Raw genomic sequence first — 21929 nt, 5'->3', positions numbered from 1 at the left:
AATTTTGGTACGACGGTACCAATATCTTCTGCCTGACAGATTTAGAGGAACGACCGTGCATAACGTCGTCATCAGCGGCACTGGCCTGTACACCCCGGCCAACAGCATTTCCAACGAAGAGCTGGTGCAGTCTTTCAATGCCTACGTACAACAGTTCAACGCCGACAACGCCGCCGCTATCGAACGTGGCGATGTGCAGGCGCTGACCGAGTCGAGCGCGGCATTCATCGAAAAGGCATCCGGCATCAAGAGCCGTTTTGTGATGGACAAGGACGGCATCCTCGATCCACAGCGCATGGCTCCGCGCCTGCCCGAGCGCAGCAACGACGAATGGTCGGTGCTTTGCCAGATGGCCATCGGTGCCGCCGAACAAGCCCTGCAGCGCGCCGGCAAGACCGCCGCCGACATCGACGGCGTGATTGTCGCCTGCTCCAACCTGCAACGCGCCTACCCGGCGATCGCCATTGAAGTCCAGGAAGCCTTGGGTATCCAGGGCTTCGGTTTCGACATGAACGTGGCGTGTTCCTCGGCCACCTTCGGCATCCAGAACGCGGCCAACAGCATCCAGTTGGGCCAGGCCCGGGCGATCCTGATGGTCAACCCGGAAGTCTGCACCGGCCACCTGAACTTTCGTGACCGTGACAGCCACTTCATCTTCGGTGATGCCGCCACGGCGGTGATCCTGGAGCGTGCTGACCTGGCGACGTCCGAACATCAGTTCGACGTGGTGAGTACCAAGCTGCTGACCAAGTTCTCCAACAACATCCGCAACAACTTTGGCTTCCTCAATCGCACGGCGGAAGAGGGCATCGGCGCCCCCGACAAGCTGTTCGTGCAGGAAGGCCGCAAGGTGTTCCGTGATGTCTGCCCGATGGTGGCCGAATTGATCGGCGAGCACCTGGCAGAAAACCAGCTGAGTGTTACTGATGTGAAGCGTTTCTGGCTGCACCAGGCCAACCTGAGCATGAACCATCTGATCGTGAAGAAACTGCTGGGGCGCGACGCGTCAGTAGAAGAAGCACCGGTGATCCTCGATACTTACGCCAATACCAGCTCGGCCGGCTCGGTGATTGCGTTCCACACTTATCAGGATGACCTGCCCAAGGGCGCGGTTGCCGTACTCAGCTCCTTTGGCGCCGGGTATTCGATTGGCAGTGTGATCCTGCGCAAACGCTGAGTATGTGGCCGGACGCGGTCAACTGTGGGAGCTGGCTTGCCTGCGAAGGCATCGGCTCGGTGTGCCTGAATCACCGAGTTGTCTGGATCGCAGGCAAGCCAGCTCCCACATTGAGCGTATTTCCACGGCAAGATTGAGGTAAACGATGGCCGCAGCGGACGATGCGCACCTGCTTGAACGCCTGCTCAAGGGTGAGCAGCGGGCTTATAAGGATTTGGTCAACACGTACCAGAGTGCGATGCGGGCAGTGGCGTATGCCATCGTCGGCCAGCGCCATGCCGATGAGGTGGTGCAAGATGCCTGGCTCTCGGTGGTGCGCAACCTGGCCAAGTTCGAAGGGCGATCTAGCCTCAAGACATGGTTATTGACGATCACTGCCAATTCCGCAAAGAGCCGTTACAAACAAAATCGTCGGGAAGTCCTTCTCGACGATTTACCCTCGCCTCACGGCACTATCGGCGATGACCGCTTCAGCCCGGATGATGGCCATTGGGCTGTCGCCCCTTACGCTTGGCACCAGGACACCCCGGAAGCGCTGCTGACCGAAGATGAATTGCGCAAGTGCCTGGAGCATACGATTCTGAGTTTGTCCGAATTGCAAAGCAGTGTGCTGGTACTGCGTGAACGCCAGGGCCTGGAATTGGAAGAAATCTGTAATCTTCTGACCCTTTCACTCTCCAACGTCCGTGTGCTGTTGCATCGAGCGCGGCTTAAAGTCTTCGCCACGGTGGAGCATTTTGAGGAAACGGGTGAATGTTGACCTGTAAAGAACAAGTAGCGCGTTCCAGTGACTACCTCGATGGGCAATTGACCTTTCGGGAGCGTCTGCTGGTGCGTCATCACTTGATGTTCTGCCCGAACTGCCGGCGCTTTATCCGTCAGATGCGCCTGATGCAGGCAACGCTCAAGCGTATGCCGCAGGAGCCGGTGGAGGGGGTTGATGCGCTGGCCGAACAACTGGCAGCCGAGCGGCTTAAAGACATCATGTAGGAGCGAGCTTGCTCGCTCCTACATGTTAAGCGTTAGAACTTGGCTTCAGCATCCAACTGCAAGGTGTTGGTGTCGGCATCGCGCTGGGTCCGGCTGGCAAAGTCAGCCTTGGTCAGGAAGTAGGTGGCGCCGATGGCGAAGTTCTTGTCGATGTCGTAGCTGACTTTCATCTTGTGACCGCGCGAGCCGGTGGTGCCGTTGGCGAAGTCCGAATCGGTGAAGGCGCCTACGACGGCGTTACGTTGAACGTCGCGGTAGTTGTAGTCCAGGTTCAAACCGAACACCTTGGACTTGGCACCCAGCAACCAGGCGGTGTCCTGGTCGGTCACCGCATCGTTGTTTTTCACGTACTGGCCGTAGAACGACAGCGGCACGGCCAGGCCACCGATGTCTGCTTGCGCAAAGCCTTCGTACAAGCGGAATTCATTGTTGGCCGAGTTGCCGTTGACCGCCAATGCGCAAGGCGTGGTGGTGGTTGTGCAGCGGCTGTCTTCGTCGTTCTTGTAGGCGTAGATGCTGCCGCCCAAGGTCATTTTCAGGTTGTCGGTGACCGAGAAACGCGTACCCAACTGGCCGGACGTCAGGCGCAGGTCATGGCGAAATTGCACGCCGTCACCGTCGACGTTGTCCTTGAGGTTGTAGTTACCCAGGCTACCGAACAGCTCCGCGCTGCTACCCAGTGGGTATTTGTAGGTGACGGCCAGGCCTTCAGGGTTGATGTCGCTATCCCAGATCACATCGCCCATGTTCACCCACGGCTGCAGCATCTTGCCGCCGATCACGTGCAGGTTCTTGATCTGGTCCGGGTGGTAGTCGATGTAGCCGAGGTCCAGCCAGATCGACTTCTTATCGAAGTAGCCATCCTGGTCCTGGTTGGTGGAGCGTGCATCATCGCCGCCGCCGGTGGCGATACGGATACCGGTGTCCACCTGCGGGTTGATTTCGGTGTAGGCACCCAGGCGGGCACGAATGCGTTGACGGTCCTTGTCACGCCCACCGTTGTTGGGTTCGCCGTCGATCTTTATGGTTTCCTGGCGGAAGCGCACGTCACCCTTGAACTGGGTCTTGGCTGCCCAAGCCAATTTCTGGTCGAAGCTGCTCAGCTCGTTGGTTTTTTTCGCGGTGGCCGCGATCTGCTCGTTGGTCTCTTGTTGAGCCTGGCGTGCGATCTGCTGCTCTTTCTGATCCCTGGCCAGTTCCATTTGCAGTTCGGTGTACTGCGCCGCGGTGATCTGGCCGTTGGCCTTGAGCATGTCGAGCAATTTAGCGTCGACTGCAGCGCTGGCCGGAACGCTCAGTGCCAGCAACAGGCCGCCACACAGGACCGCCGCAGTTTTAGTGGAAGCAAGACGCATATCAATCTCCGAAAGTGAGGAGGGAGGGCAACACCCTCCAGGACACAACCGACCCATGACGGACGGAAAAAATGTCGCCCGGTAGACCCGGACGCTCTAAAAACTGGCGTCAGTATCGCGACCGTTTATGACGGAGTAGTGGCTAAGTGATTTCATCTAGATGACAAATCGTTACGCTACGGAACTAAGGGTTTTGAGCCCTGTCCGCGTGTTTTGAGGATGTGCGCGCGGCTGTGATCAGCGATACTCGCCAGGTTTTCATGCCAAGAAACAATGAGGATGCCGATGCCGCTGCAACGCCTGGACAGCTTGTCCGATATCGCTGCGCACACGTGGGATGCCCTGATGCCACAGGCCCAGCCGTTTATGCAGCATGGGTTTCTGAGTGCGCTGGAAGACAGCGCCAGCATCGGCCCGCATTCGGGCTGGCAGACGGAGCACTTGCTGCACTGGGAAGGCGACCGGTTGATGGCGGCATTGCCGGGTTATCGCAAATGGCATTCTTATGGCGAGTACGTGTTCGATCATGGTTGGGCCGACGCCTGCGAGCGCGCCGGCATCGACTATTACCCCAAGTTGCTGACGGCCGTGCCGTTCAGCCCGGTCGGTGGGCCGCGGGTATTGGCTGCCAGTGCCGCCGACGCTTTTGAGTTGCTCAATAGCCTGCCGGGTTATCTGCAGATCGAAGGCCTGTCGAGCGCCCATATCAACTTTACCGATGCCCTCGCCGATCAAGCCATGGCCCAACACCCCGGCTGGTTGCAACGCTTGGGTTGCCAGTTTCATTGGCAGAACCGAGGCTACCGCGACTTCCAGGATTTCCTCGACGCCCTGAGTTCACGCAAGCGCAAACAGATGCGCAAAGAACGTGAACAAGTGGCAGGGCAGGGTATCGAGTTCGAGTGGTTGCAAGGCCATGAGCTGAGCGAAGCCCAGTGGGATTTTGTCTACGCCTGCTACGCCAACACCTACGCGGTGCGTCGGCAATCGCCCTACCTAACCCGCGCATTTTTCAGCCTGCTGGCTGAGCGCATGCCCGCAGCCATCCGCGTAGTCTTGGCCAAACAAGGCACGCGCCCGGTGGCCATGGCCTTCAGCCTGCTTGGCGGCGACAGCTTCTATGGCCGCTACTGGGGCTGCCTGGCTGAATTCGACCGCCTGCATTTCGAAACCTGTTTCTACCAAGGCATGGATTACGCCATCGCCCACGGCTTACAGCGCTTCGATGCAGGTGCCCAGGGGGAGCACAAATTGATTCGCGGGTTTGAGCCGGTGATTACGCGGTCATGGCACTACTTGCGCCACCCGGGGTTGAAGAGTGCCGTGGAGGATTTTCTTGAGCGAGAGCGGGTGGGGGTTCTGGCGTATGCCGAAGAGGCGAGGGCGGCCCTGCCTTATCGGCACTCTGACGGCACGTGAAACACCCTGTAGGAGCGAGCAAGCTCGCTCCTACAGGGATTGGGTCAAGCTGTTTTTTCTGCACCCAACCATCGGTACGTAATGCCGCCGATCACCGCGCCGAGGATCGGCGCGAGCCAGAACAGCCACAATTGTTGCAGCGCCCAGCCGCCGACAATCAACGCAGGCCCTGTGCTGCGGGCCGGGTTGACCGAGGTGTTGGTCACCGGGATGGAGATCAGGTGGATCAGCGTCAGCCCCAGGCCAATGGCGATGGGCGCGAAGCCTGCCGGGGCTCGACGGTCGGTGGCGCCAAGGATGATCAGCACGAACATCGCCGTCATCACCAGCTCACAGACAAAGCCTGCCGCCATTGAATAACCTCCGGGTGAATGCTCGCCATAACCATTGCTTGCCAGCCCGGAGGCCAGTTCGAACCCGGGTTTGCCGCTGGCGATGAAGTACAGCAGTGCGGCGGCGATGGCGCCACCGATCACTTGCGACACGATGTAGGCCGGCAACTCCCTGGCCGGGAATCTGCCGCCCACCACCAACCCCACCGAGACGGCCGGGTTAAGGTGACAGCCGCTGATATGCCCGATGGCAAATGCCATGGTCAGCACCGTGAGCCCAAAAGCCAGGGACACCCCGAGCAGGCCGATGCCAACGTTGGGGAACGCTGCGGCCAATACCGCACTCCCGCAGCCACCCAACACCAGCCAAAACGTACCCAGTCCTTCCGTTACGGAACGTTTGAACAGTGACATGAACACTTCCTTAGATTGCTCTATCTGATTAACGGTCTGTGTGGCTTCCCTGCCGCCTTAAATCAGGGCCCTCCTGGGGCCTGATTGCAGTACAGCAGGATTGTGTCGCAAGACCAGCCAGATAGAGAAAGCTGTCAGAATTGTTCGGAATTGAGCGGGGCTTTACCCAGCGAAATCAGTCTATGCCGACAAAACCCCCGGTCTGATGCTGCCATAACCGCGAATAAAGCCCGCCGTATGCCAGCAACTCGGAATGGCTGCCGCTCTCGGCAATCTGGCCTTTTTCCAGCACCACCAGGCGGTCCATTCGTGCGATGGTCGACAACCGGTGTGCAATTGCGATCACCGTCTTGCCCTGCATCAAGGTTTCCAGGCTCTCCTGGATCGCCGCTTCTACTTCCGAGTCCAGCGCGGAGGTGGCTTCGTCCATCATCAGGATCGGCGCGTCCTTGAGCAGCACGCGGGCGATAGCGATACGCTGGCGTTGCCCGCCGGAGAGTTTCACCCCGCGTTCACCCACATGGGCATCCAGCCCGGTGCGGCCCTCGGAATCCGACAGCAGCGGGATGAACTCATCGGCGCGGGCCTTGTGCACCGCCGCCCAGAGTTCTTCGTCAGTTGCGTCGGGCTTGCCATACAGCAGGTTGTCGCGGATCGAGCGGTGCAGCAACGAGGTGTCTTGGGTGATCATGCCGATCTGCGCGCGCAGGCTTTCCTGGGCCACTTCGGCGATGTCCTGGCCGTCGATGAGGATGCGCCCGCCCTGCAGGTCGTACAGGCGCAGCAGCAGGTTGACCAGCGTCGACTTGCCCGCGCCGGACGGGCCGATCAAGCCGATTTTTTCCCCGGCCTTGATCTCAAGGTTGAGGCCGCCAATGATTCCGCTCTTCTTGCCGTAGTGGAAGTCCACCTGCTCGAAGCGCACCTGGCCGTGGGGCACCGTCAGGCGGGGAGCGTTTTCACGATCGACCACGGCCAGTGGCTGGGCGATGGTCTTCAGGCCGTCCTGCACGATACCGATGTTTTCGAAGATGCCGTTGACCACCCACATGATCCAGCCGGACATGTTGACGATGCGGATCACCAGGCCGGTGGCCAGGGCAATCGCGCCCACGGAAATCAGCGACTGGGTCCACAGCCACAGGGCCAGGCCGGTGGTGGTGACGATCAGCAGGCCGTTCAGAATACAGATCACGGTGTCCATGCTGGTGAGCACGCGGGCGGCCAGTTGGGTTTTTTCGGTCTGCTCGATGATCGCTTGCTTGGCGTATTCCTGTTCATTCTGGGTATGGGCGAACAGCTTCAAGGTGGTGATATTGGTATAGCCGTCAACAATTCGGCCCATCAACTTGGAGCGCGCCTCCGAGGAGACCACCGAGCGTTCTTTCACCCGAGGTACGAAGTAACGCAGGGCCAGGCTGTAGCAAACGATCCAGGTGATCAGCGGAATCATCAGCCGCCAGTCGGCTTCGGCAAACAACACCAGGGCACTGATGGCGTAGATCGACACGTGCCAGATAGCCTCCGCGGTCGCCACCGCCGAGTCACGCAAGGAGTTGCCGGTTTGCATGATCCGCTGGGCGATGCGCCCGGCGAAATCGTTTTGAAAGAAATTCAGGCTCTGCTTGAGCACGTAGCTGTGGTTCTGCCAGCGAATCAGGCTGGTCATGCCAGGGTTGATGGTCTGGTGCACCAGCAAGTCATGCAGGCCGTTGAAAAGCGGGCGCAACAACAAGGCGACCACGGCCATCCAGATCAGCTCGGCGCTGTGGATCTGGAAAAAATTCGCCGGTGGCGTGCCCTGGGCCAGGTCGATGATGCGGCTCAGGTAGCTGAACAACGCAACTTCGATCAGGGCGCCGACCAGCCCCACCACCAGCAGTGCGGCGAAGCACGGCCACACCTGGCGCAGGTAATAGAGATAGAAGGGCAGGACTTTTTCGGGAGGGGCCGCGCTGGGGGCGTCGCGGAAAATATCGATCAGTTGTTCAAAACGACGATAGAGCATTAGGTTTGACGCCCGCCGGGCGGGCTCTCCTTTCAAAGGTGCACGGTGCCATGCGGGCACCGTGCAAAGCTGCCTGCGGACCTCAGTCGATGCGCTTGGCCGACTTGATGATCACAGGATCGATAGGCACGTTCTGCATGCCTTGCTTGGTGGTGGTCTGGGAGTTGACGATGATGTCGACCACGTCCATGCCCTTGACCACTTTGGCGAACACGGCATAACCGGCATCGCGGCCCGGGTCGAGGAAGGCATTGTCAGCCACGTTGATGAAGAATTGGCTGGTGGCCGAATTCGGGTCATTGGTGCGAGCCATGGACAAGGTGCCACGCACGTTATGCAGGCCATTGCTGGCTTCGTTCTTGATCGGTGCTTCGGTCGGCTTTTGTGACATTTGCTGGGTGAACCCGCCGCCCTGGACCATGAAGCCCGGGATCACGCGGTGAAAGATCGTATTGGTGTAGAAGCCCTTGTCGACATAGGCCAGGAAGTTCTTGGTGCTGATCGGCGCCTTGACCGGGTCCAGTTCGATTTCAATCTGGCCGTTGGTGGTGTCGAGCAAAACATGTGGCGCCTTGGCCGGCTCAGCTGCCATCAGGTTGGCAGCAAACAAGGCGGAACCGGCAAAGAAGGCGATTTTTTTCAGCATGGGTCAGTGGTCCTGGGTAGTGGTTTCGACGGTCTTTAGAAAGTCGAGCAAGGTCGCGTTAAAGACCTCGGGTTGATCCAAGGGCGTGGCATGGCGGGAATCTTCGATGACCACCAGCCGCGCATCGGGCAGCAGTTTTACATAGATTTCTTTCTGCGCCACGGGGGTGTAGTCATGGTCGGCGCTGATGACCAGGGTTGGACAGGTAATTCTCGACAGTTGTTCCTGCACGCCCCAGCCCACAATGGCGTCGAAGCTGGCGAGATAAGCACGTTTGTCGTTTCTTGCCCAGCGCTCGGCCATCTTGCGGCGCAGGTCGGCCTGCTCAGGTTTGGGGAACAGCCGATCGCCCAGGGCCTTGCCGATGGTGCCCAGGCTGAGCACACGGGCCAGGGTCCAGCGTTTGGCCCACTGCCAATAGTCATCGGCACTGCGCACCTTGACCTCAGGCGTGCTGTTGACGATGCACAGGCTCTTGACCCGCCGGGGTTCATCCACCGCCAGTTGGAAGGCGATCATGCCGCCCATGGATAAACCCACCACGTGGGCCGCTGGCAGGTCGAGGTGTTCGATCAGCGCGATCAGGTCGAAGGTGAACCCCTTGATGCTGTAGCGCTCCCGGGGTTTGTCCGAGCGACCATGGCCGCGCACGTCAACCACGATCAGGTGGTAGTGTCGGGCGAGTACCGGTACTTGCAGTTCCCAATCCTGGCTGCTGGAGCCCAGGCCGTGGATCAGGATCAGCGGGTTGCCATGGCCATATTCTTCGTAATGCAGGCTGCAGCCTTCATGGTCGAACCAGGCCATGGATGAACTCCGTTTCAGGCTTGTTGAGGGGCGGCGAAGGGCGCGTCCAGGGGAGCGGTGTCAAAGGTGCGCAGCAATTCCACGAGGATCTGCGTGGCGGGCCCCAAGGGTTTGTCTTTGTTGGAGTACAGGTAAAACGTCGGGTTGCGACTGCCACCTTTTTCCAGGGGAAGCTGCTTGAGCACGCCCTCCTTGAGTTCGCGCTCGATCATGTGCCGGGGCAGCCAGGCAAAGCCCAGGCCGCTGGCGACGAAGGTGGCCGCGGTAGCGAGGCTGCCGACGGTCCAGCGCTGTTCGGCGCCGAGCCAGCCGACGTCGCGCGGTTGTTGGCGGCCGGAGTCACGGATCACCACCTGCATCTGGCTCTCCAGGTCGTGGAAACTCAGCTCACGGTTGAGGCGATGCAGCGAGTGATCGGGGTGGGCCACGGCGACGAACTCCACATCGCTCATTTCCGTGCCCAGGTAGCCCGGGATGATAAAACCGCAAATGGCCAGGTCCGCCATGCCGTCGAGCAGCAACTCTTCGACGCCGGACAGTACTTCTTCGCGCAGGCGTACCCGGCAGCCACGGCTTTGCGGCATAAAGGCGGTTAATGCGCGAACGAGACGTGCGCTGGGGTAGGCGGCGTCCACCACCAAGCGCACTTCGGCTTCCCAGCCCTGTTCCATATGATGAGCGAGGTCCTCCAGTTGGCTGGCGTTTTTCACCAGTTGGCGGGATCGGCGCAGCAGCACCTCACCGGCCTCGGTCAGCACCGCCTTGCGCCCGTCGATACGCAGCAAGGGGACGCCGAGTTGGTCCTGCATGCGCGCCACGGTGTAGCTCACTGAAGATTGCGAACGATGCAGCGCTTCGGCAGCTTGGGCAAAGCCGCCATGGTCGACCACGGCTTGCAAGGTGCGCCATTGATCGAGGGTAACGCGGGGCGCTTTCAAGATGAGCTCCTCTTGTCCTAAGCTGGCGGTCCTTATTGGAGACTGCCGAATGAGAAAATTGTGTTGTGTGTTGCTGGCGCTGCTGCCGATGAGCGCGTTTGCCTATCCTATCGACGTGACGAAAAAGATCGATGGCGTGAGCATTGATTACACCGCCTCCGATGTGGACGGCGACATCAGTTCGATCCAGCTGAACAACTACGGCGCCAAGGACGCGGTGTGCAAGGTCACCTTTACCAACGGCCCGGAATCGCCACGCCGTCGTACCGTGACCGTGCCTGCTGGCAAAAGCACTAACACCACGGTCAAGTTCAACCGCGCCATCATCAAGATGCGTATTGCCCTGGACTGCGCGCCAAAATAAAGCAACAGCGGAGCGTGCTCACAGGAATACTCCGCTTATAAACAAATTTCTAGATGGGTTGTAGCAGTTTTTTGCGCTTTTTTATCGAATAGGCCCTGGTTAACCTTCTCTCCATCGACTTACAGCAATTACCGATGGAGCCTACGAAGCCATGTCCAATGTCCTGATCATCGAAAGCAGTGCGCGCCAGCAGGATTCCATTTCCCGCCAGCTCACCCAACAGTTCATCAGCCAATGGCAAGTCGCCCATCCGGCAGACCGCATCACCGTGCGCGACGTAGCGCTCAATCCGGTACCCCATCTGGATGCCAACCTGCTGGGTGGCTGGATGAAACCGGCGGAGCAGCGTAACGACGACGAACAGGTGTCCCTGGACCGCTCCAACGAGTTAACTGACGAACTGCTGGCCGCCGACGTGTTGGTGATGGCCGCGCCGATGTACAACTTCGCCATTCCGAGCACCCTTAAAGCCTGGCTGGATCACGTGTTGCGGGCCGGTGTGACCTTTAAATACACCGCCACCGGGCCCCAGGGTCTGTTGACCGGCAAGCGCGCTATCGTGCTCACCGCACGCGGTGGTATCCACACTGGCGCCACCTCGGATCACCAGGAACCGTACCTGCGCCAGGTCATGGCATTTATCGGCATTCATGACGTTACCTTCATTCACGCCGAAGGCGTCAACCTGGGCGGCGACTTCCAGGAGAAGGGCGTCAATCATGCCAAGGCGCAACTGGCCCAGGTCGCCTGAGGCGTTAATCGTCAGATAATCCCGTGCTGCTTATATAGCCCCACGCAAACCCTTCAAGTACGCGTATCGAACCTCCCTTTGCACTTTTGCTCCTGAGTGCTCCCGCCCGACTGCCGCTTTAGCGAGGTCGGGTTTTTTTTCCGCCGAGTTTCTTCAAAAACCAAAAAGCTTTAATGTCGCGCCCATTCGAAACGAGGCGCGCATGGGCTATCTACTGGTTGTCACCCTGATTCAGGCATTTTCCTTCAGCTTGATTGGCGAATACCTCGCCGGTCACGTCGACAGCTACTTTGCGGTGCTGGTGCGCGTGGTGCTGGCCGGGCTGATCTTTATCCCGCTGACGCGCTGGCGCTCGGTGGAGCCCGCGTTCATGCGCGGCATGTTGGTGATCGGTGCATTGCAGTTCGGCGTGACCTACGTATGCTTGTACCTGAGCTTTCGCGTGCTGACGGTGCCGGAAGTGCTGCTGTTCACCATCCTCACGCCGCTGCATGTGACCCTGATCGAGGACGCGCTTAATCGTCGCTTCAATCCCTGGGCACTGGTGGCGGCCCTGGTGGCGGTGGGGGGGGCGGCGGTGATTCGTTTCGATCAGATCACCCCGCATTTCCTGATGGGGTTCTTGCTGCTGCAATTGGCCAATTTCACCTACGCCGCCGGGCAAGTCATGTACAAGCACCTGGTGGCGCGTTATCCCAGTGACCAGCCGCACTTCCGGCGTTTCGGTTATTTCTACCTGGGCGCCTTGTTGGTGGTGTTGCCGGCGTTCCTGCTGTTCGGCAAGGCTGACTTCCTGCCGCAAGCGCCGCTGCAATGGGGTGTGCTGGTGTTCCTCGGGTTGGTCAGCACCGCGCTGGGCATGTACTGGTGGAACAAGGGCGCCTGCCTGGTCAATGGCGGCACCCTGGCGGTGATGAACAACCTGCATGTGCCGGTGGGGTTGCTGCTGAACCTGCTGATCTGGAACCAGCACGAACCGCTGGGCCGTTTGGCCCTGGGCGGTCTGGTGATTCTGGGGGCGGTGTGGATCAGCCGGCTGGGTGTGCGTCGGGCGGTGCCGTCTCCATCGTGATCACCACTTTGCCTTTGGCACGGCCTTGTTCGACGTAGTCCAGGGCCGCGGCTGTGGATTCGAAAGGGAAGGTTCGGTCGATGACCGGCCGGATAATCCCCGACTCGACCAGCGTGGTGATTTCATCCAGTTGCGCGCCACTGGCGCGCATGAAGACAAAGTCATAGCTCACGCCTTGCTTGCGCGCTTTCCTGCGGATACCGCTGCTCAACACACCCATGACCAGGCCCAATAACCAGGGCAGGTTCTGGGCGCGGGCGAAGGCGGGCGTCGGTGGGCCGGAGATGGAGATGAGCTGACCGCCGGGCTTGAGAATCTTCAGTGACTTGGCCAGCGCATCTGGGCCCAGGCTGTTCAGCACCACATCGTAATCCCGCAGCACGGTCTCGAAGGCTTGCTGTTTGTAGTCGACCACCACATCTGCGCCCAACGCTTTGACCCACTCCACATTGGCGGTGCTGGTGGTGGTCGCGACAAAAGCGCCCAAATGCTTGGCCAACTGGATGGCGATACTGCCCACCCCGCCTGAGCCCGCATGAATGAACACTTTCTGGCCTTTCTTCAGCTTCGCGGTTTCCACCAGCACCTGCCACGCCGTGAGCGCGACCAGGGGCAGGGCCGCGGCTTGCTCCATGGTGATGTTGTCGGGTTTGCGCGCCAGTGCGTCTTCGTGCACGGCAATCAACTCAGCGAAGGTGCCGATACGTTGCTGGGGCGGGCGAGCGTAGACTTCGTCCCCCGGCTTGAAGCGTCGTACCGCCGCGCCGACGCTGAGCACCACGCCGGCCAGGTCATTGCCCAGTGTCAACGGCAACGCATAGGGCAGGATCAGTTTGAATTCGCCCTTGGCGATCTTTGCATCCAGCACATTGACGCTGCTGGCCCGCACCTGAACCAGCACGTCATGCTCACCCACAACAGGCGCGGGGGCCTCGGTGAGGCGGCCGGGCTGTTTGCCGTACCGTTCGATGGAAAATGCCTTCATGGTTCAACGCTCGTTGCTTCGGTGAGAAGGGGCAGGCGCGCAGCACGCCTGCTACCGGTTGTTCAGGCGTTGGCCAGGTAACGCTCGGCAACCTGGGACTGCTTGATCTGTGCCAGCAAGCCTTGCCGCGCAGCCTGCAACGCGTCCCAACGGGCGCCGTCCTGCAACGGCGGAATGGTCACCGGCTCGCGGCGATCAAAACCCACCAACGCCGCGTCCACCAGATCGCCCACTTCCATCACGTCCGTGAGGGTGTTGATGTCAATGCCCGCCCGCTCCCAGATCTCGGTACGCGTGGCGGCGGGCAGCACGGCTTGCACGTACACGCCTTTGGGCGCCAGCTCCAGGCTCATGCCCTGGGACAGGAACAGCACGAACGCCTTGGTCGCGCCGTACACCGTCATGCCGAATTCCGGGGCCAGGCCCACTACCGAGCCAATGTTGATGATAGCGCCGTTGCCCGCTGCCGCCAGGCGCGGGGCGATGGCACTGGCCAGGCGCACCAGTGCAGTGGTGTTGAGGGCGACCAACTGCGCGACGCTGTCGGTGGACTGTTCGATAAAACCGCCAGACTGCGCGGCGCCGGCATTGTTGACCAGGGTGCCAATGTTGGCGTCCTCGCGCAGGCGCGCTTCAACTGCTGCCAGGTCAGCGGTCTGGGTCAGGTCGGCGGGGAGGATATCAATGCTGACGGCATGCTGTTCGCGCAGTCGGGCAGCGAGCGCTTCCAGGCGCGTGATGTCACGGGCGACCAGTACGAGGTCGTGGCCGCGTGCGGCAAAGCGTTCGGCGTAGGCGGCGCCAATGCCGGTCGAAGCGCCAGTGATCAGAACGGTGTTGGAAGTACTCATGGTGTGATGCTCTGTGAGTGCGAGGAGGTTTTATGATGTCGATCATAATCAAAGCTGTCAACGGTTTTGATTATGATCGACATCATAGTAATATGCCTATCTCGCACGCTGTCAGGACCACAGACATGAAGATCACCAAGGCGCAGTCACAGAGCAATCGGGCCCATATCGTCGCGACAGCTTCCGAGTTGTTTCGCGAGCGGGGTTTCGATGGGGTGGGCGTGGCCGAGTTGATGGCTGCGGCCGGTTTTACCCAAGGCGGCTTTTACAAGCACTTCGGTTCCAAGGCGGACTTGATGGCGGAAGCAGCCGCTAACAGCCTGGCGCAGTCACTGGCCGACAGCGCGGAGAGGGAGGTGGAGCAGTTTTTCGAGGTTTACCTGTCCAGGCAGCACCGCGACCATCGCGGCGGCGGATGCACATTGGCGGCGTTGTGTGCCGATGCCGCCCGTCAGTCGGACACGCTGAAGGCGACCTTTGCCGACGGTTTGGAAAATACCCTGCAGGCCCTGGAGGCAAAGTACAACGCGGCTCATGACGGGCCAAAAGAAGACGTGCGGGCGAAAATGCTCGACAGCATGGCCCATGCCATCGGCGCAATCATGTTGTCGCGGGCGTGCCCGGATGATTCCGCCCTGGCCGATGAAGTGCTTGAGGTGTGCCGCAAGGAGATTACGGCATCACTGCCGTAATCCCGCGTGCATCACCTCATGCCGTTTCGGCCACGGGTACCTGAGTGGCCCCGGCCAATGCAGGCAGCACGCCGGCCCGCAGGTCGTTGCCGCTCGGCTGTTGATACAGGCTCAGCCCGAACTCCGGCAACACTGCCAATAGATAATCGAAGATATCGCCCTGGATCCGCTCGTAATCGCCCCACGCCGTGGTGCGGGTAAAGCAGTAGATCTCCAGCGGCACGCCCTGGGCGGTGGTTTGCATCTGGCGCACCATGCAGGTCATGTTCGGCTGGATGTCCGGGTGGCTTTGCAGGTACGCCAGGGCGTAGGCGCGGAAGGTGCCGAGGTTGGTCATGCGCCGACGGTTGGCCGACAGTTGCGCGCTGTGGCCCTGGGCCTCGTTCCAGGCCTTGAGTTCGGCCTGTTTGCGGCTGATGTAGCCGCTGAGCAAGTGCACCTGGGTCATGCGCACTTCTTCCTCATCGTTCAGGAAGCGTACGCCGCTGGCGTCGATGTACAGGCTGCGCTTGATACGGCGCCCACCGGAGGCCTGCATGCCACGCCAGTTCTTGAACGACTCGGACATCAGGCGCCAGGTGGGGATGGAGACGATGGTCTTGTCGAACATGTACACCCGTGAGAGGGCCCTAAAATGGACAATCGAAAATATTGAAAAACAAACACTTACAGACAATCGCATCTGTCCATCTTTTTCCATAAAAATGGACAGGGTCGGCAACATCTCACTATTGAAAGGGGAACGCTGCGGTTTTCGGAAAGCTGCTTCTCTGGGCAAATCCAGACCTTGCTCGCCCTTTCAGATCTACCTCGCTCCTGCCGCCTGAAAGCGTGAATTTTGGCACCAGCCTGATTGGGCTGTTGATCCCCAATGCAAGATTCTCAGTTAGCTAATTGCCCCAGTTGATGCATTCGCCGCACCAGCCTTAATCTTTAAGCGTCTGATGCCACAACCGACGCAACGTCGATTCAGGCATCCCTAGATGTTTCGCTGCCTCACTCTGACTGAGCCCTTTCGCCTTCAGCTCTTGCACGGCCAACCATTTTCTCTTGGCTTCCAACACTCTAGACGGAGCCATAACTTGTGGTTCGGTTGGCAGAGGAGTGTCCGCTAGCCCTAGGGATTCAGCCTCAGCCAGCGCAGCCAGGAGAGCTTCCCGCACTGTGCACTTCTCATGGGAGGCAGCAGCGAGTGCCAGCAGAGTTATTGGCTCTACTTTCAGCGCTGAGGCAAGTCGGGCACTCATTTCGATGGTCGCTGAGCTTCTACCGAGCTCTAGCTCGCTCACGTGGGCTTGTGTTAACGAGCCCGCGAGTTTTGCTTGAGACAAGCCTTTCCGAGTGCGAAGCAGTTGAACTACTGCTGCATAAGATTTCCGCAGCGACATTTCACTATCCCAATAAAAAGAGACGGTATGTCGTATTTGCCTACCGCCACACAAACAGATATATTTGTCGTTGTGGCGGTATTACGACTCAGCCGCTAATTATTGAATATTGACAGAGAGGGGGTGGGCCGTGGATGGAATCATCGAAGACGGTCTGTTGGGCGATCCTGGAGTCAGCCTGATGGGTTCTGAGCACGGTCTCGAGGCAGCGATGTATGCAGCCAGAAAGCGCTACAAATGGATGCCCCTATGCGCCGTCGAGGAGTGGATCATCCTTGACGCCATCCTCACCGACGACGAGCGAGCCAAAGTAGCCGCCGCAGGCTGCCAACCAATCTTCATGTTTGCCCACAAAGTTGTGCACGACGAGCAGCGGCGTTTCGAACCAGGTCATTGGGTGCGCTCAAGCATGGGTACCGCTTTCAAAGAAGGCTACCTATTCGAAACACGCAACACGGTCTACGTGTTGCTTGGCCCAGGCCATCGTAAGTCTGCTTCTATCGAAGTGATATTTTCCCTTTTCTGATTACCCACCGGTTCTGCTGGGCAACTGACGTGCTCCAGCAGTTTGAGGCGACACATGTTCAGAACCTCAGACAACGACCTGATAGGCGTCCCAGGAATGTTCGGGGAGGGCGTGTCCCAATGGCGTGGAGTCTCAAGGCTGCTCCGAACGCCTTGGTATCACTTAACCCTTAGCGTCGAAAGCGAGGGTCGGTTCAGCGAGTGCGTGATGATGATTGACGACACCCACCAGCTTCAAAAAATGTTGGTAAGCCAAGGTGCGGATTTAGCTATCACCGAGATTATGGCTGTGACGCCATCTTGGATGAATAAGTCCGGAGGCTGGCAGATGGAGCGGTTAACCAGAGTAACCGTAGGTGAGGACAGGTCTGGTTCTGAGGTTTGCTTGCTGGAAGTGGCTAAGGGGGCGGTGTATCACACCTCACACCAGCGAGACTTCAAGATTGAAGCGCTGGCCAACCTGAGGCCCGTCTTTCTCTCAAGCATGATTCGATCAGCCTGAAATTTACCAGTAATCCCCCACGATACCAGCGCGACTGGTTGCGTGTGCAATTCTTGATAACTCCATACAGACCGCAACCGGAGCCCAAACATGCTGGACACACTAGATGTGAATTTTCACGGCAAACGACATACAGATTTTGATCTGAAGCGAATTATAAGGGCTCAAGAGCAAGGCTTCGACATACCGGTCACTGCGTACCTTTGCGGAGTATCCATCAGGGCGCGCGCAGGTATCGGTGTGGTGTTTGGCCACAAGCGGAAAGACCAGTATGGGCGTTTTGAAGATGGTCACCTGATCAGGACTTCTGACGTGTTGAAGGTCGAACGCGAGGGGAGGTTTTGGGTGATGACGACGGAGAATAGCCGTTATGTGTTAGCAACTTTTCAGCGCCAAAATGGCCGCGCCAGCTTGCGTGATTTTTTGCGTACCACTAAGGGGCAGTACCATCCGACCCCTCGGATCTTGCAGTGATATTTCATCGGGAGGGAGGGGATGTCTCGGCCTACTGTTGTGAGTTTGGGATCAAGGTGGCTTCATGCTCCTGAAGAAAGGCGAGGTCGTCTCCATTGCTTCCGGTATCTTTGAGGCCTACAGCCGGGAAGGGCCGTTTGTAGCGACCCAGGATTTCGACCTTGGCGTATTCGTTGCCGAGACCGTATATGCGGTTACGGAAACTTGGGAAATCACCGAATTGCTTTGGGAGCTTCCTCGGTTGCTTGTTGAGCAAGGTCTCCTTGTCGAGCTACCTTGTCGACGAATTCACTTGGGGTCATTGGGTGACGTTGAGCTGACGGAGGAGAAGAAGGACTTGTGATTGGTCGTTTGAGATTAGTCTTCAAGCACTATCAATGAATACGGCTTTGGAGTTTAAGTCGGGCACCGACAGTTCATTGCGTGCCTCTCCGGGGACGGCTGTCATGCACCAAGCCCCTACGTGACTTGGCCCTGACGGGCTCCCATCCTCACGTCTCCGGCCTAGCGGCCTGCGTGCTCCGCTTGCTTTGACTCGTAAGGTCATATGCCGAACCCTCTAGTGGCTGGTTCGGAAGCGAGTCTTACATTCACTAACGGTCGAGTGCTGGCGCATAATCTTTTAGGCCAAAACCTTTTGCTTTTATAAACGCCGCGTCGTAAACATTGCTCTACCATCGTCCCTTGAGAGACCGTCGTGTCGGAGCAAGCCCCTCGTTATCCTGTAAATACTCCATTGCGTCTCGGCGCATTTAGCCAGTCCGATCATGAACGTGCCACGTCCGGCATTGAGCCAACTTACTCTGCCCTTTCCGGAGCGCTGACAGGACTGGCGAAGGCTGCCTCGGAGGCCCAGGAGTTCGAGGCCGCGAGGGTTTGGTGGCTGATGGCGGATCTCTGCATGATGATGCTGGACACTAGCAACAGAAATGAGCCCTTCAGGCCCTACCTACTCATTGGTGACCGGCATTCGATGTCACCGGCCAGCATGGTCGACGAAGAGTACGTGTTCTTCAAGGACTTGGTCGACTGCCTCCCTAACGGCCTCTTGAAGGCGAGAGTCTCCGATCTACTCTGGATTACACCTGGCCTCAAACACATTCGGCACGCCCGGGCCGCCATTGACTGCTATGCGACGGTTCCACTGAATGATGAGGTTTGGTACCAAGAGGGTCGTGAGTGTTTCCAAAGAGCGCTGTCCCTGGCAAAGATGATTGGGCCTGGAGCTGAGGGGCGGCTTACGACCCTTACTCAGATGATCATGGACGCAACCAAGCAGGCGATCCACCAAGAACTAGCATTCTCCGTGGGTTTGGTAGAGACGGTCATTGAGTACAGGCTTGACCACCCCGACGTGCCAGAATTACCTGAAAAGATGGCTGAGCTCGGGCAACACTTCCAGAGCAAGAATGATGTGTTTAGCGCTCGTAAATGTTTCGTGACAGCTAGCAAAGGTTTTGCGTTGTCCAACCGCGACCTGCTTGCTGTAAAAATGACGGTCGCCGTAGCGCAGACGTGGATATCAGAAGCAGAGCTTAGGGGGGAGCAAACTCACCCGATTGTGGCGCAAAACGCTTTAGAAAATGCTCTTCAAATCTACCGATCTATTCCAGGAGCGTTTCGAGCTGAATTCGAGGTAGACAAGGTTCTGCCTGTTCTGCGCAAGAGAATTGCTGAGGCTGGTGCCCGCGTGGTGGAGCAGATGCACAAGCTCTCAACGCGCACAGATATCACAAACCTGGTTGATCGTACCAAACGCCTTATCGAAGGACAGTCCTTTGGTACCGCCCTTTATAATCTCGCAAATATGTACCCGTTTTGCTCTCCTGCTGAATCCCGGCAGGCAGCGATAAAGTCACTACGTACAGGGATATTGAGCTCCCTGACAGAGGCAGTCTTCTTCGATGAGACTGGCAGAGTGATTGCGAAACGACCTCCACTGTCCTTCGGCGGCGAACTGACTGAGGAGGATGAATACACAATCCAGGCCAAGATGGTCAGCGAACACTTGCACACCATCAAGCTTACGGTAAGGGGTGGAGTTTTGCCGGCGCTTGCGATCATCTCAGAAGCACACTGTGTCAAAGAGATTGACATGGTTGAGCTGGCCAAAGCATCTGCTCTCGTGCCTCCAAATCGAGCGCAGATGATCGGTAAGGGATTGTACTGGGGATTCGTAGGGGACTTTGGTATGGCAGCTCATTTCCTCATTCCGCAGGTGGAAGCAATCATTCGACACCTAATGAAGGAGGCCGGTCTCAACACTTCGACGTCCAGTGCTGACGGTATCGTTACCGAGAATGGATTGAGCACCCTAATGGATGTCGAAGGTGTCACCGAACTGCTTGGCCATGATGTAGCTTTTGAAATCAAAGCTGTGTTCTGCAGCCCATATGGCCCTAACCTCAGAAACACTTTTGCGCATGGGCTACTTGACGACGATCAGTTCTATTCAGAGTCGACCGTCTACGCCTGGTGGTTCATGCTCAAGTACATCTCAGGGCCATTTTGGGAGACGGTACCGAGGGTGTAGCGTTGGTTGGCCTATCTGCTCAACCCCGGTGGCTCTGTCGCATGCTGCGGATAGCTTGACGACGTTATTTGCCAAGAGAAGCAAGGCCAACGCCCCAACATCTTCCGAATAACGGGGTTGTGCGCTTGAAGATGGCTTACGCCTGAGCCGGGCTGCCAAGCTGATAACCATTGCACTCTGTTTCGGAAAATTTGAGAGCGTTTTTCAAATAGCGCATGTGATGTCATGTGGTAGCGTTGTGCTATCTTTCTTCGCGCCATGATCGCATCCCCCAAAGGTTCCGCGCCAGATGGGTGATTGCGATGGATTTTAGAGCTCATCGTGGGGAAAGAGGGGATTTTATGACGTCCAACTACTATTTGGATGAAAGCGGTAATTCAGGAGATCTTGCAACTAAAAAATCAGGATCTAAATTTGGTGGGCAGCCTATTTTTTCATTGGCATGTGTTGGGCTGAATGATTTAGCTCATGCAAATGAATTTATTAAATTATTAAAAACAATCTATGGTCTTGAGAGTGATGAACTTAAATCCGAAGATTTGTATTTCAAGCAGCCTGAAGTGATCTTGGATGTTGCTAAGTATATTTTCGAAAACCGTATTCCGATAATTGTTGAAGTGGTGGATAAGAGATATTGTGTTAGCACGGCTATCGTCGGGCATCAAATTATTCCGCCTTATGACTCGCCCCCCGATGACGATGGTTTGATTCAAGCGGTGAGAAACGAAATCTCGGATTTTCTTTCGTTTAATATGTCGCCGGCTTGCTATGCGGCTTTCTACAAGTCATGCATGGAACCAAGCGAGGAAAATCTGCTCGAGTCAATGGAGGCTCTTAAGTGTTTCTTGGAGTCTGATGATGGAGCGTTTGAGTATTCTAAATTTGCAGTTGATAATATTAATGAGACAATTGATACTTGTTTAATGTTTAAGAGGCAGTTTGGAGAGGGTGATTCGGTAAAGAAATTTATTCCTCTTCCAGATGATTCGAATAATGGCGATTCTATAGCATTGCTTCCCCATATCCACTGTCAATTCAATATCCTTGCTAGACTTAACAAATACCATCTAAAGGATCTCGCAGATGTTGTGATGCATCATGATGTCCAAGATCAGTTTGGTCAGTCAATTCGTTCCTGTATCAGAACTTTAAAGAACGCTAAATTTCCGGGTGGTGTTCCTGAGGTTCTGACGGCGGACTTTATACTAAAAGATGAGCCGGCTTTTCGTTTTGTAAAGTCTGAGGAGTCCCTAGGTGTGCAGTTCGCGGATCTCTTGGCTGGTTTTGTAAGCCGCTACATAAATGGTTGTTTTTACAAGAATCTTGACGTTCTTGATATATACCATAAAACTTTCAGGTATATCGTAAGCTATAACAGACCTATGAGTCCGCTTGGGGTGAATTTTGTGCTGCCGCCATCCAAGCAGGCGCTGGTGTTCAAAAAGTTTAACCTGTAGTTTCAGGTCTACTTTGCCCAAGGGGTCATCGGCTTGATCTTCAAGCCGAATACAGAAACGACATAGTTGGGTGTGGCCGGTGCTCGTCTTAATCACCTTATCGACTAGGAAGGCTAGCTCATCCCGTTTTTTCGTGAGCCCAGGGCGCTCGATACCCTCTAACAGCTTCTGCATCTGAATCCCTTCTGGATGGTTGAGTCATTCCAGGATGATACAAAGTTTCGCCAAGTGTCTGCCGCGCTGCCTCGT

At 57.4% G+C, this 21929-nt stretch carries 23 protein-coding genes and 1 pseudogene; 14 read left to right on the top strand and 10 right to left on the bottom strand.

The window, feature by feature from the left end; genetic code table 11:
* The first annotated feature begins 55 nt into the window (after positions 1-55).
* The 3 genes from MHH62_RS16590 to MHH62_RS16580 all read left to right on the top strand — a co-directional run bounded on the left by MHH62_RS16590 (position 56) and on the right by MHH62_RS16580 (position 2167).
* On the top strand, positions 56-1177 hold the full coding sequence (locus MHH62_RS16590) for a beta-ketoacyl-ACP synthase III (RefSeq protein ID WP_003193141.1): 1122 nt from the start codon (positions 56-58) through the stop codon (positions 1175-1177).
* A gap of 145 nt (positions 1178-1322) precedes the next feature.
* Positions 1323-1937, top strand: coding sequence for an RNA polymerase sigma factor (locus MHH62_RS16585; RefSeq protein ID WP_014719433.1), 615 nt, complete (start codon positions 1323-1325; stop codon positions 1935-1937).
* Positions 1931-2167, top strand: coding sequence for a zf-HC2 domain-containing protein (locus MHH62_RS16580; protein ID WP_020302662.1), 237 nt, complete (start codon positions 1931-1933; stop codon positions 2165-2167). The genes MHH62_RS16585 and MHH62_RS16580 overlap by 7 nt, the downstream gene beginning before the upstream one ends.
* A 32-nt stretch (positions 2168-2199) precedes the next feature.
* Here MHH62_RS16580 and MHH62_RS16575 read toward each other — a convergent pair whose 3' ends face one another.
* Positions 2200-3522, bottom strand: coding sequence for a putative porin (locus tag MHH62_RS16575; protein ID WP_003193136.1), 1323 nt, complete (start codon positions 3520-3522; stop codon positions 2200-2202).
* 285 nt (positions 3523-3807) lie between these two features.
* Between MHH62_RS16575 and MHH62_RS16570 the strand changes: the two genes are divergently transcribed.
* Positions 3808-4941, top strand: a complete 1134-nt coding sequence (locus MHH62_RS16570) for a GNAT family N-acetyltransferase (protein WP_014719431.1) — start codon at positions 3808-3810, stop codon at positions 4939-4941.
* 44 nt (positions 4942-4985) lie between these two features.
* Here MHH62_RS16570 and aqpZ read toward each other — a convergent pair whose 3' ends face one another.
* The 5 genes from aqpZ to MHH62_RS16545 form a co-directional block, all read right to left on the bottom strand.
* The gene (aqpZ, locus tag MHH62_RS16565; RefSeq protein WP_019820470.1) at positions 4986-5687 is read right to left on the bottom strand and encodes an aquaporin Z; all 702 of its coding nucleotides are present in this window, start codon (positions 5685-5687) and stop codon (positions 4986-4988) included.
* A gap of 175 nt (positions 5688-5862) precedes the next feature.
* Complete coding sequence (locus MHH62_RS16560; RefSeq protein WP_339231432.1) at positions 5863-7695, bottom strand: ABC transporter ATP-binding protein; 1833 nt, start codon at positions 7693-7695, stop codon at positions 5863-5865.
* Positions 7696-7777: 82 nt separating this feature from the next.
* Positions 7778-8341, bottom strand: coding sequence for a peptidylprolyl isomerase A (locus tag MHH62_RS16555; RefSeq protein ID WP_014719428.1), 564 nt, complete (start codon positions 8339-8341; stop codon positions 7778-7780).
* A 3-nt stretch (positions 8342-8344) separates the two neighbouring features.
* A complete protein-coding gene (locus MHH62_RS16550) occupies positions 8345-9148 on the bottom strand; it encodes an alpha/beta hydrolase (RefSeq protein WP_020302664.1) in 804 nt (267 codons plus the stop codon).
* 14 nt (positions 9149-9162) lie between these two features.
* The gene (locus MHH62_RS16545; protein WP_014719426.1) at positions 9163-10086 is read right to left on the bottom strand and encodes a LysR family transcriptional regulator; all 924 of its coding nucleotides are present in this window, start codon (positions 10084-10086) and stop codon (positions 9163-9165) included.
* A 49-nt stretch (positions 10087-10135) separates the two neighbouring features.
* On the opposite strand from MHH62_RS16545, the gene MHH62_RS16540 reads away from it, so the two are divergent.
* From MHH62_RS16540 to MHH62_RS16530, 3 genes are all read left to right on the top strand, one after another.
* Positions 10136-10450 carry a 3-phosphoglycerate kinase gene (locus MHH62_RS16540; protein WP_038451101.1) on the top strand — a complete coding sequence of 105 codons (315 nt, stop codon included), beginning with the start codon at positions 10136-10138 and terminating at the stop codon, positions 10448-10450.
* A gap of 151 nt (positions 10451-10601) precedes the next feature.
* Positions 10602-11201 carry an FMN-dependent NADH-azoreductase gene (locus tag MHH62_RS16535; protein WP_014719424.1) on the top strand — a complete coding sequence of 200 codons (600 nt, stop codon included), beginning with the start codon at positions 10602-10604 and terminating at the stop codon, positions 11199-11201.
* A gap of 202 nt (positions 11202-11403) precedes the next feature.
* The gene (locus MHH62_RS16530) at positions 11404-12273 is read left to right on the top strand and encodes a carboxylate/amino acid/amine transporter (RefSeq protein ID WP_034136149.1); all 870 of its coding nucleotides are present in this window, start codon (positions 11404-11406) and stop codon (positions 12271-12273) included.
* On the opposite strand, the gene MHH62_RS16525 is transcribed toward MHH62_RS16530, so the two are convergent.
* Positions 12230-13258 carry an NADP-dependent oxidoreductase gene (locus MHH62_RS16525; protein ID WP_339231428.1) on the bottom strand — a complete coding sequence of 343 codons (1029 nt, stop codon included), beginning with the start codon at positions 13256-13258 and terminating at the stop codon, positions 12230-12232. The genes MHH62_RS16530 and MHH62_RS16525 overlap by 44 nt on opposite strands.
* Positions 13259-13320: 62 nt before the next feature.
* A complete protein-coding gene (locus MHH62_RS16520) occupies positions 13321-14109 on the bottom strand; it encodes an SDR family oxidoreductase (RefSeq protein WP_014719421.1) in 789 nt (262 codons plus the stop codon).
* A 125-nt stretch (positions 14110-14234) separates the two neighbouring features.
* Between MHH62_RS16520 and MHH62_RS16515 the strand changes: the two genes are divergently transcribed.
* Positions 14235-14801, top strand: coding sequence for a TetR/AcrR family transcriptional regulator (locus tag MHH62_RS16515; protein ID WP_038451095.1), 567 nt, complete (start codon positions 14235-14237; stop codon positions 14799-14801).
* 16 nt (positions 14802-14817) lie between these two features.
* On the opposite strand, the pseudogene MHH62_RS16510 reads toward MHH62_RS16515, so the two are convergent.
* Together MHH62_RS16510 and MHH62_RS16505 are read right to left on the bottom strand one after the other, a co-directional pair.
* Positions 14818-15408 (bottom strand): annotated as a pseudogene (locus MHH62_RS16510) (mechanosensitive ion channel family protein); the annotation flags it as partial.
* A 319-nt stretch (positions 15409-15727) separates the two neighbouring features.
* The gene (locus tag MHH62_RS16505) at positions 15728-16189 is read right to left on the bottom strand and encodes a helix-turn-helix transcriptional regulator (protein WP_339231425.1); all 462 of its coding nucleotides are present in this window, start codon (positions 16187-16189) and stop codon (positions 15728-15730) included.
* Positions 16190-16319: 130 nt separating this feature from the next.
* On the opposite strand from MHH62_RS16505, the gene MHH62_RS16500 reads away from it, so the two are divergent.
* The 6 genes from MHH62_RS16500 (at position 16320) to MHH62_RS16475 (ending at position 21680) form a co-directional block, all read left to right on the top strand.
* Entirely contained in the window at positions 16320-16715 is a 396-nt protein-coding gene (locus MHH62_RS16500) for a hypothetical protein (protein WP_339231423.1), read from the top strand.
* A 54-nt stretch (positions 16716-16769) separates the two neighbouring features.
* Complete coding sequence (locus MHH62_RS16495; RefSeq protein ID WP_339231422.1) at positions 16770-17216, top strand: hypothetical protein; 447 nt, start codon at positions 16770-16772, stop codon at positions 17214-17216.
* A 90-nt stretch (positions 17217-17306) separates the two neighbouring features.
* On the top strand, positions 17307-17690 hold the full coding sequence (locus MHH62_RS16490; RefSeq protein WP_339231420.1) for a hypothetical protein: 384 nt from the start codon (positions 17307-17309) through the stop codon (positions 17688-17690).
* 64 nt (positions 17691-17754) lie between these two features.
* The gene (locus MHH62_RS16485) at positions 17755-18033 is read left to right on the top strand and encodes a hypothetical protein (RefSeq protein WP_339231418.1); all 279 of its coding nucleotides are present in this window, start codon (positions 17755-17757) and stop codon (positions 18031-18033) included.
* 354 nt (positions 18034-18387) lie between these two features.
* Positions 18388-20223 (top strand): DUF4209 domain-containing protein, encoded by a 1836-nt coding sequence (locus MHH62_RS16480; RefSeq protein ID WP_339231416.1) that lies wholly within the window; start codon positions 18388-18390, stop codon positions 20221-20223.
* A 341-nt stretch (positions 20224-20564) separates the two neighbouring features.
* Entirely contained in the window at positions 20565-21680 is a 1116-nt protein-coding gene (locus tag MHH62_RS16475; protein WP_339231414.1) for a DUF3800 domain-containing protein, read from the top strand.
* Positions 21681-21929: the final 249 nt, after the last annotated feature.

This window comes from Pseudomonas sp. FSL L8-0168 (genome assembly GCF_037976155.1).
In the GTDB taxonomy this organism is placed as follows: Bacteria; Pseudomonadota; Gammaproteobacteria; order Pseudomonadales; family Pseudomonadaceae; genus Aquipseudomonas; species Aquipseudomonas paracarnis.
This window is presented reverse-complemented; position numbering and strand designations above follow the sequence as displayed.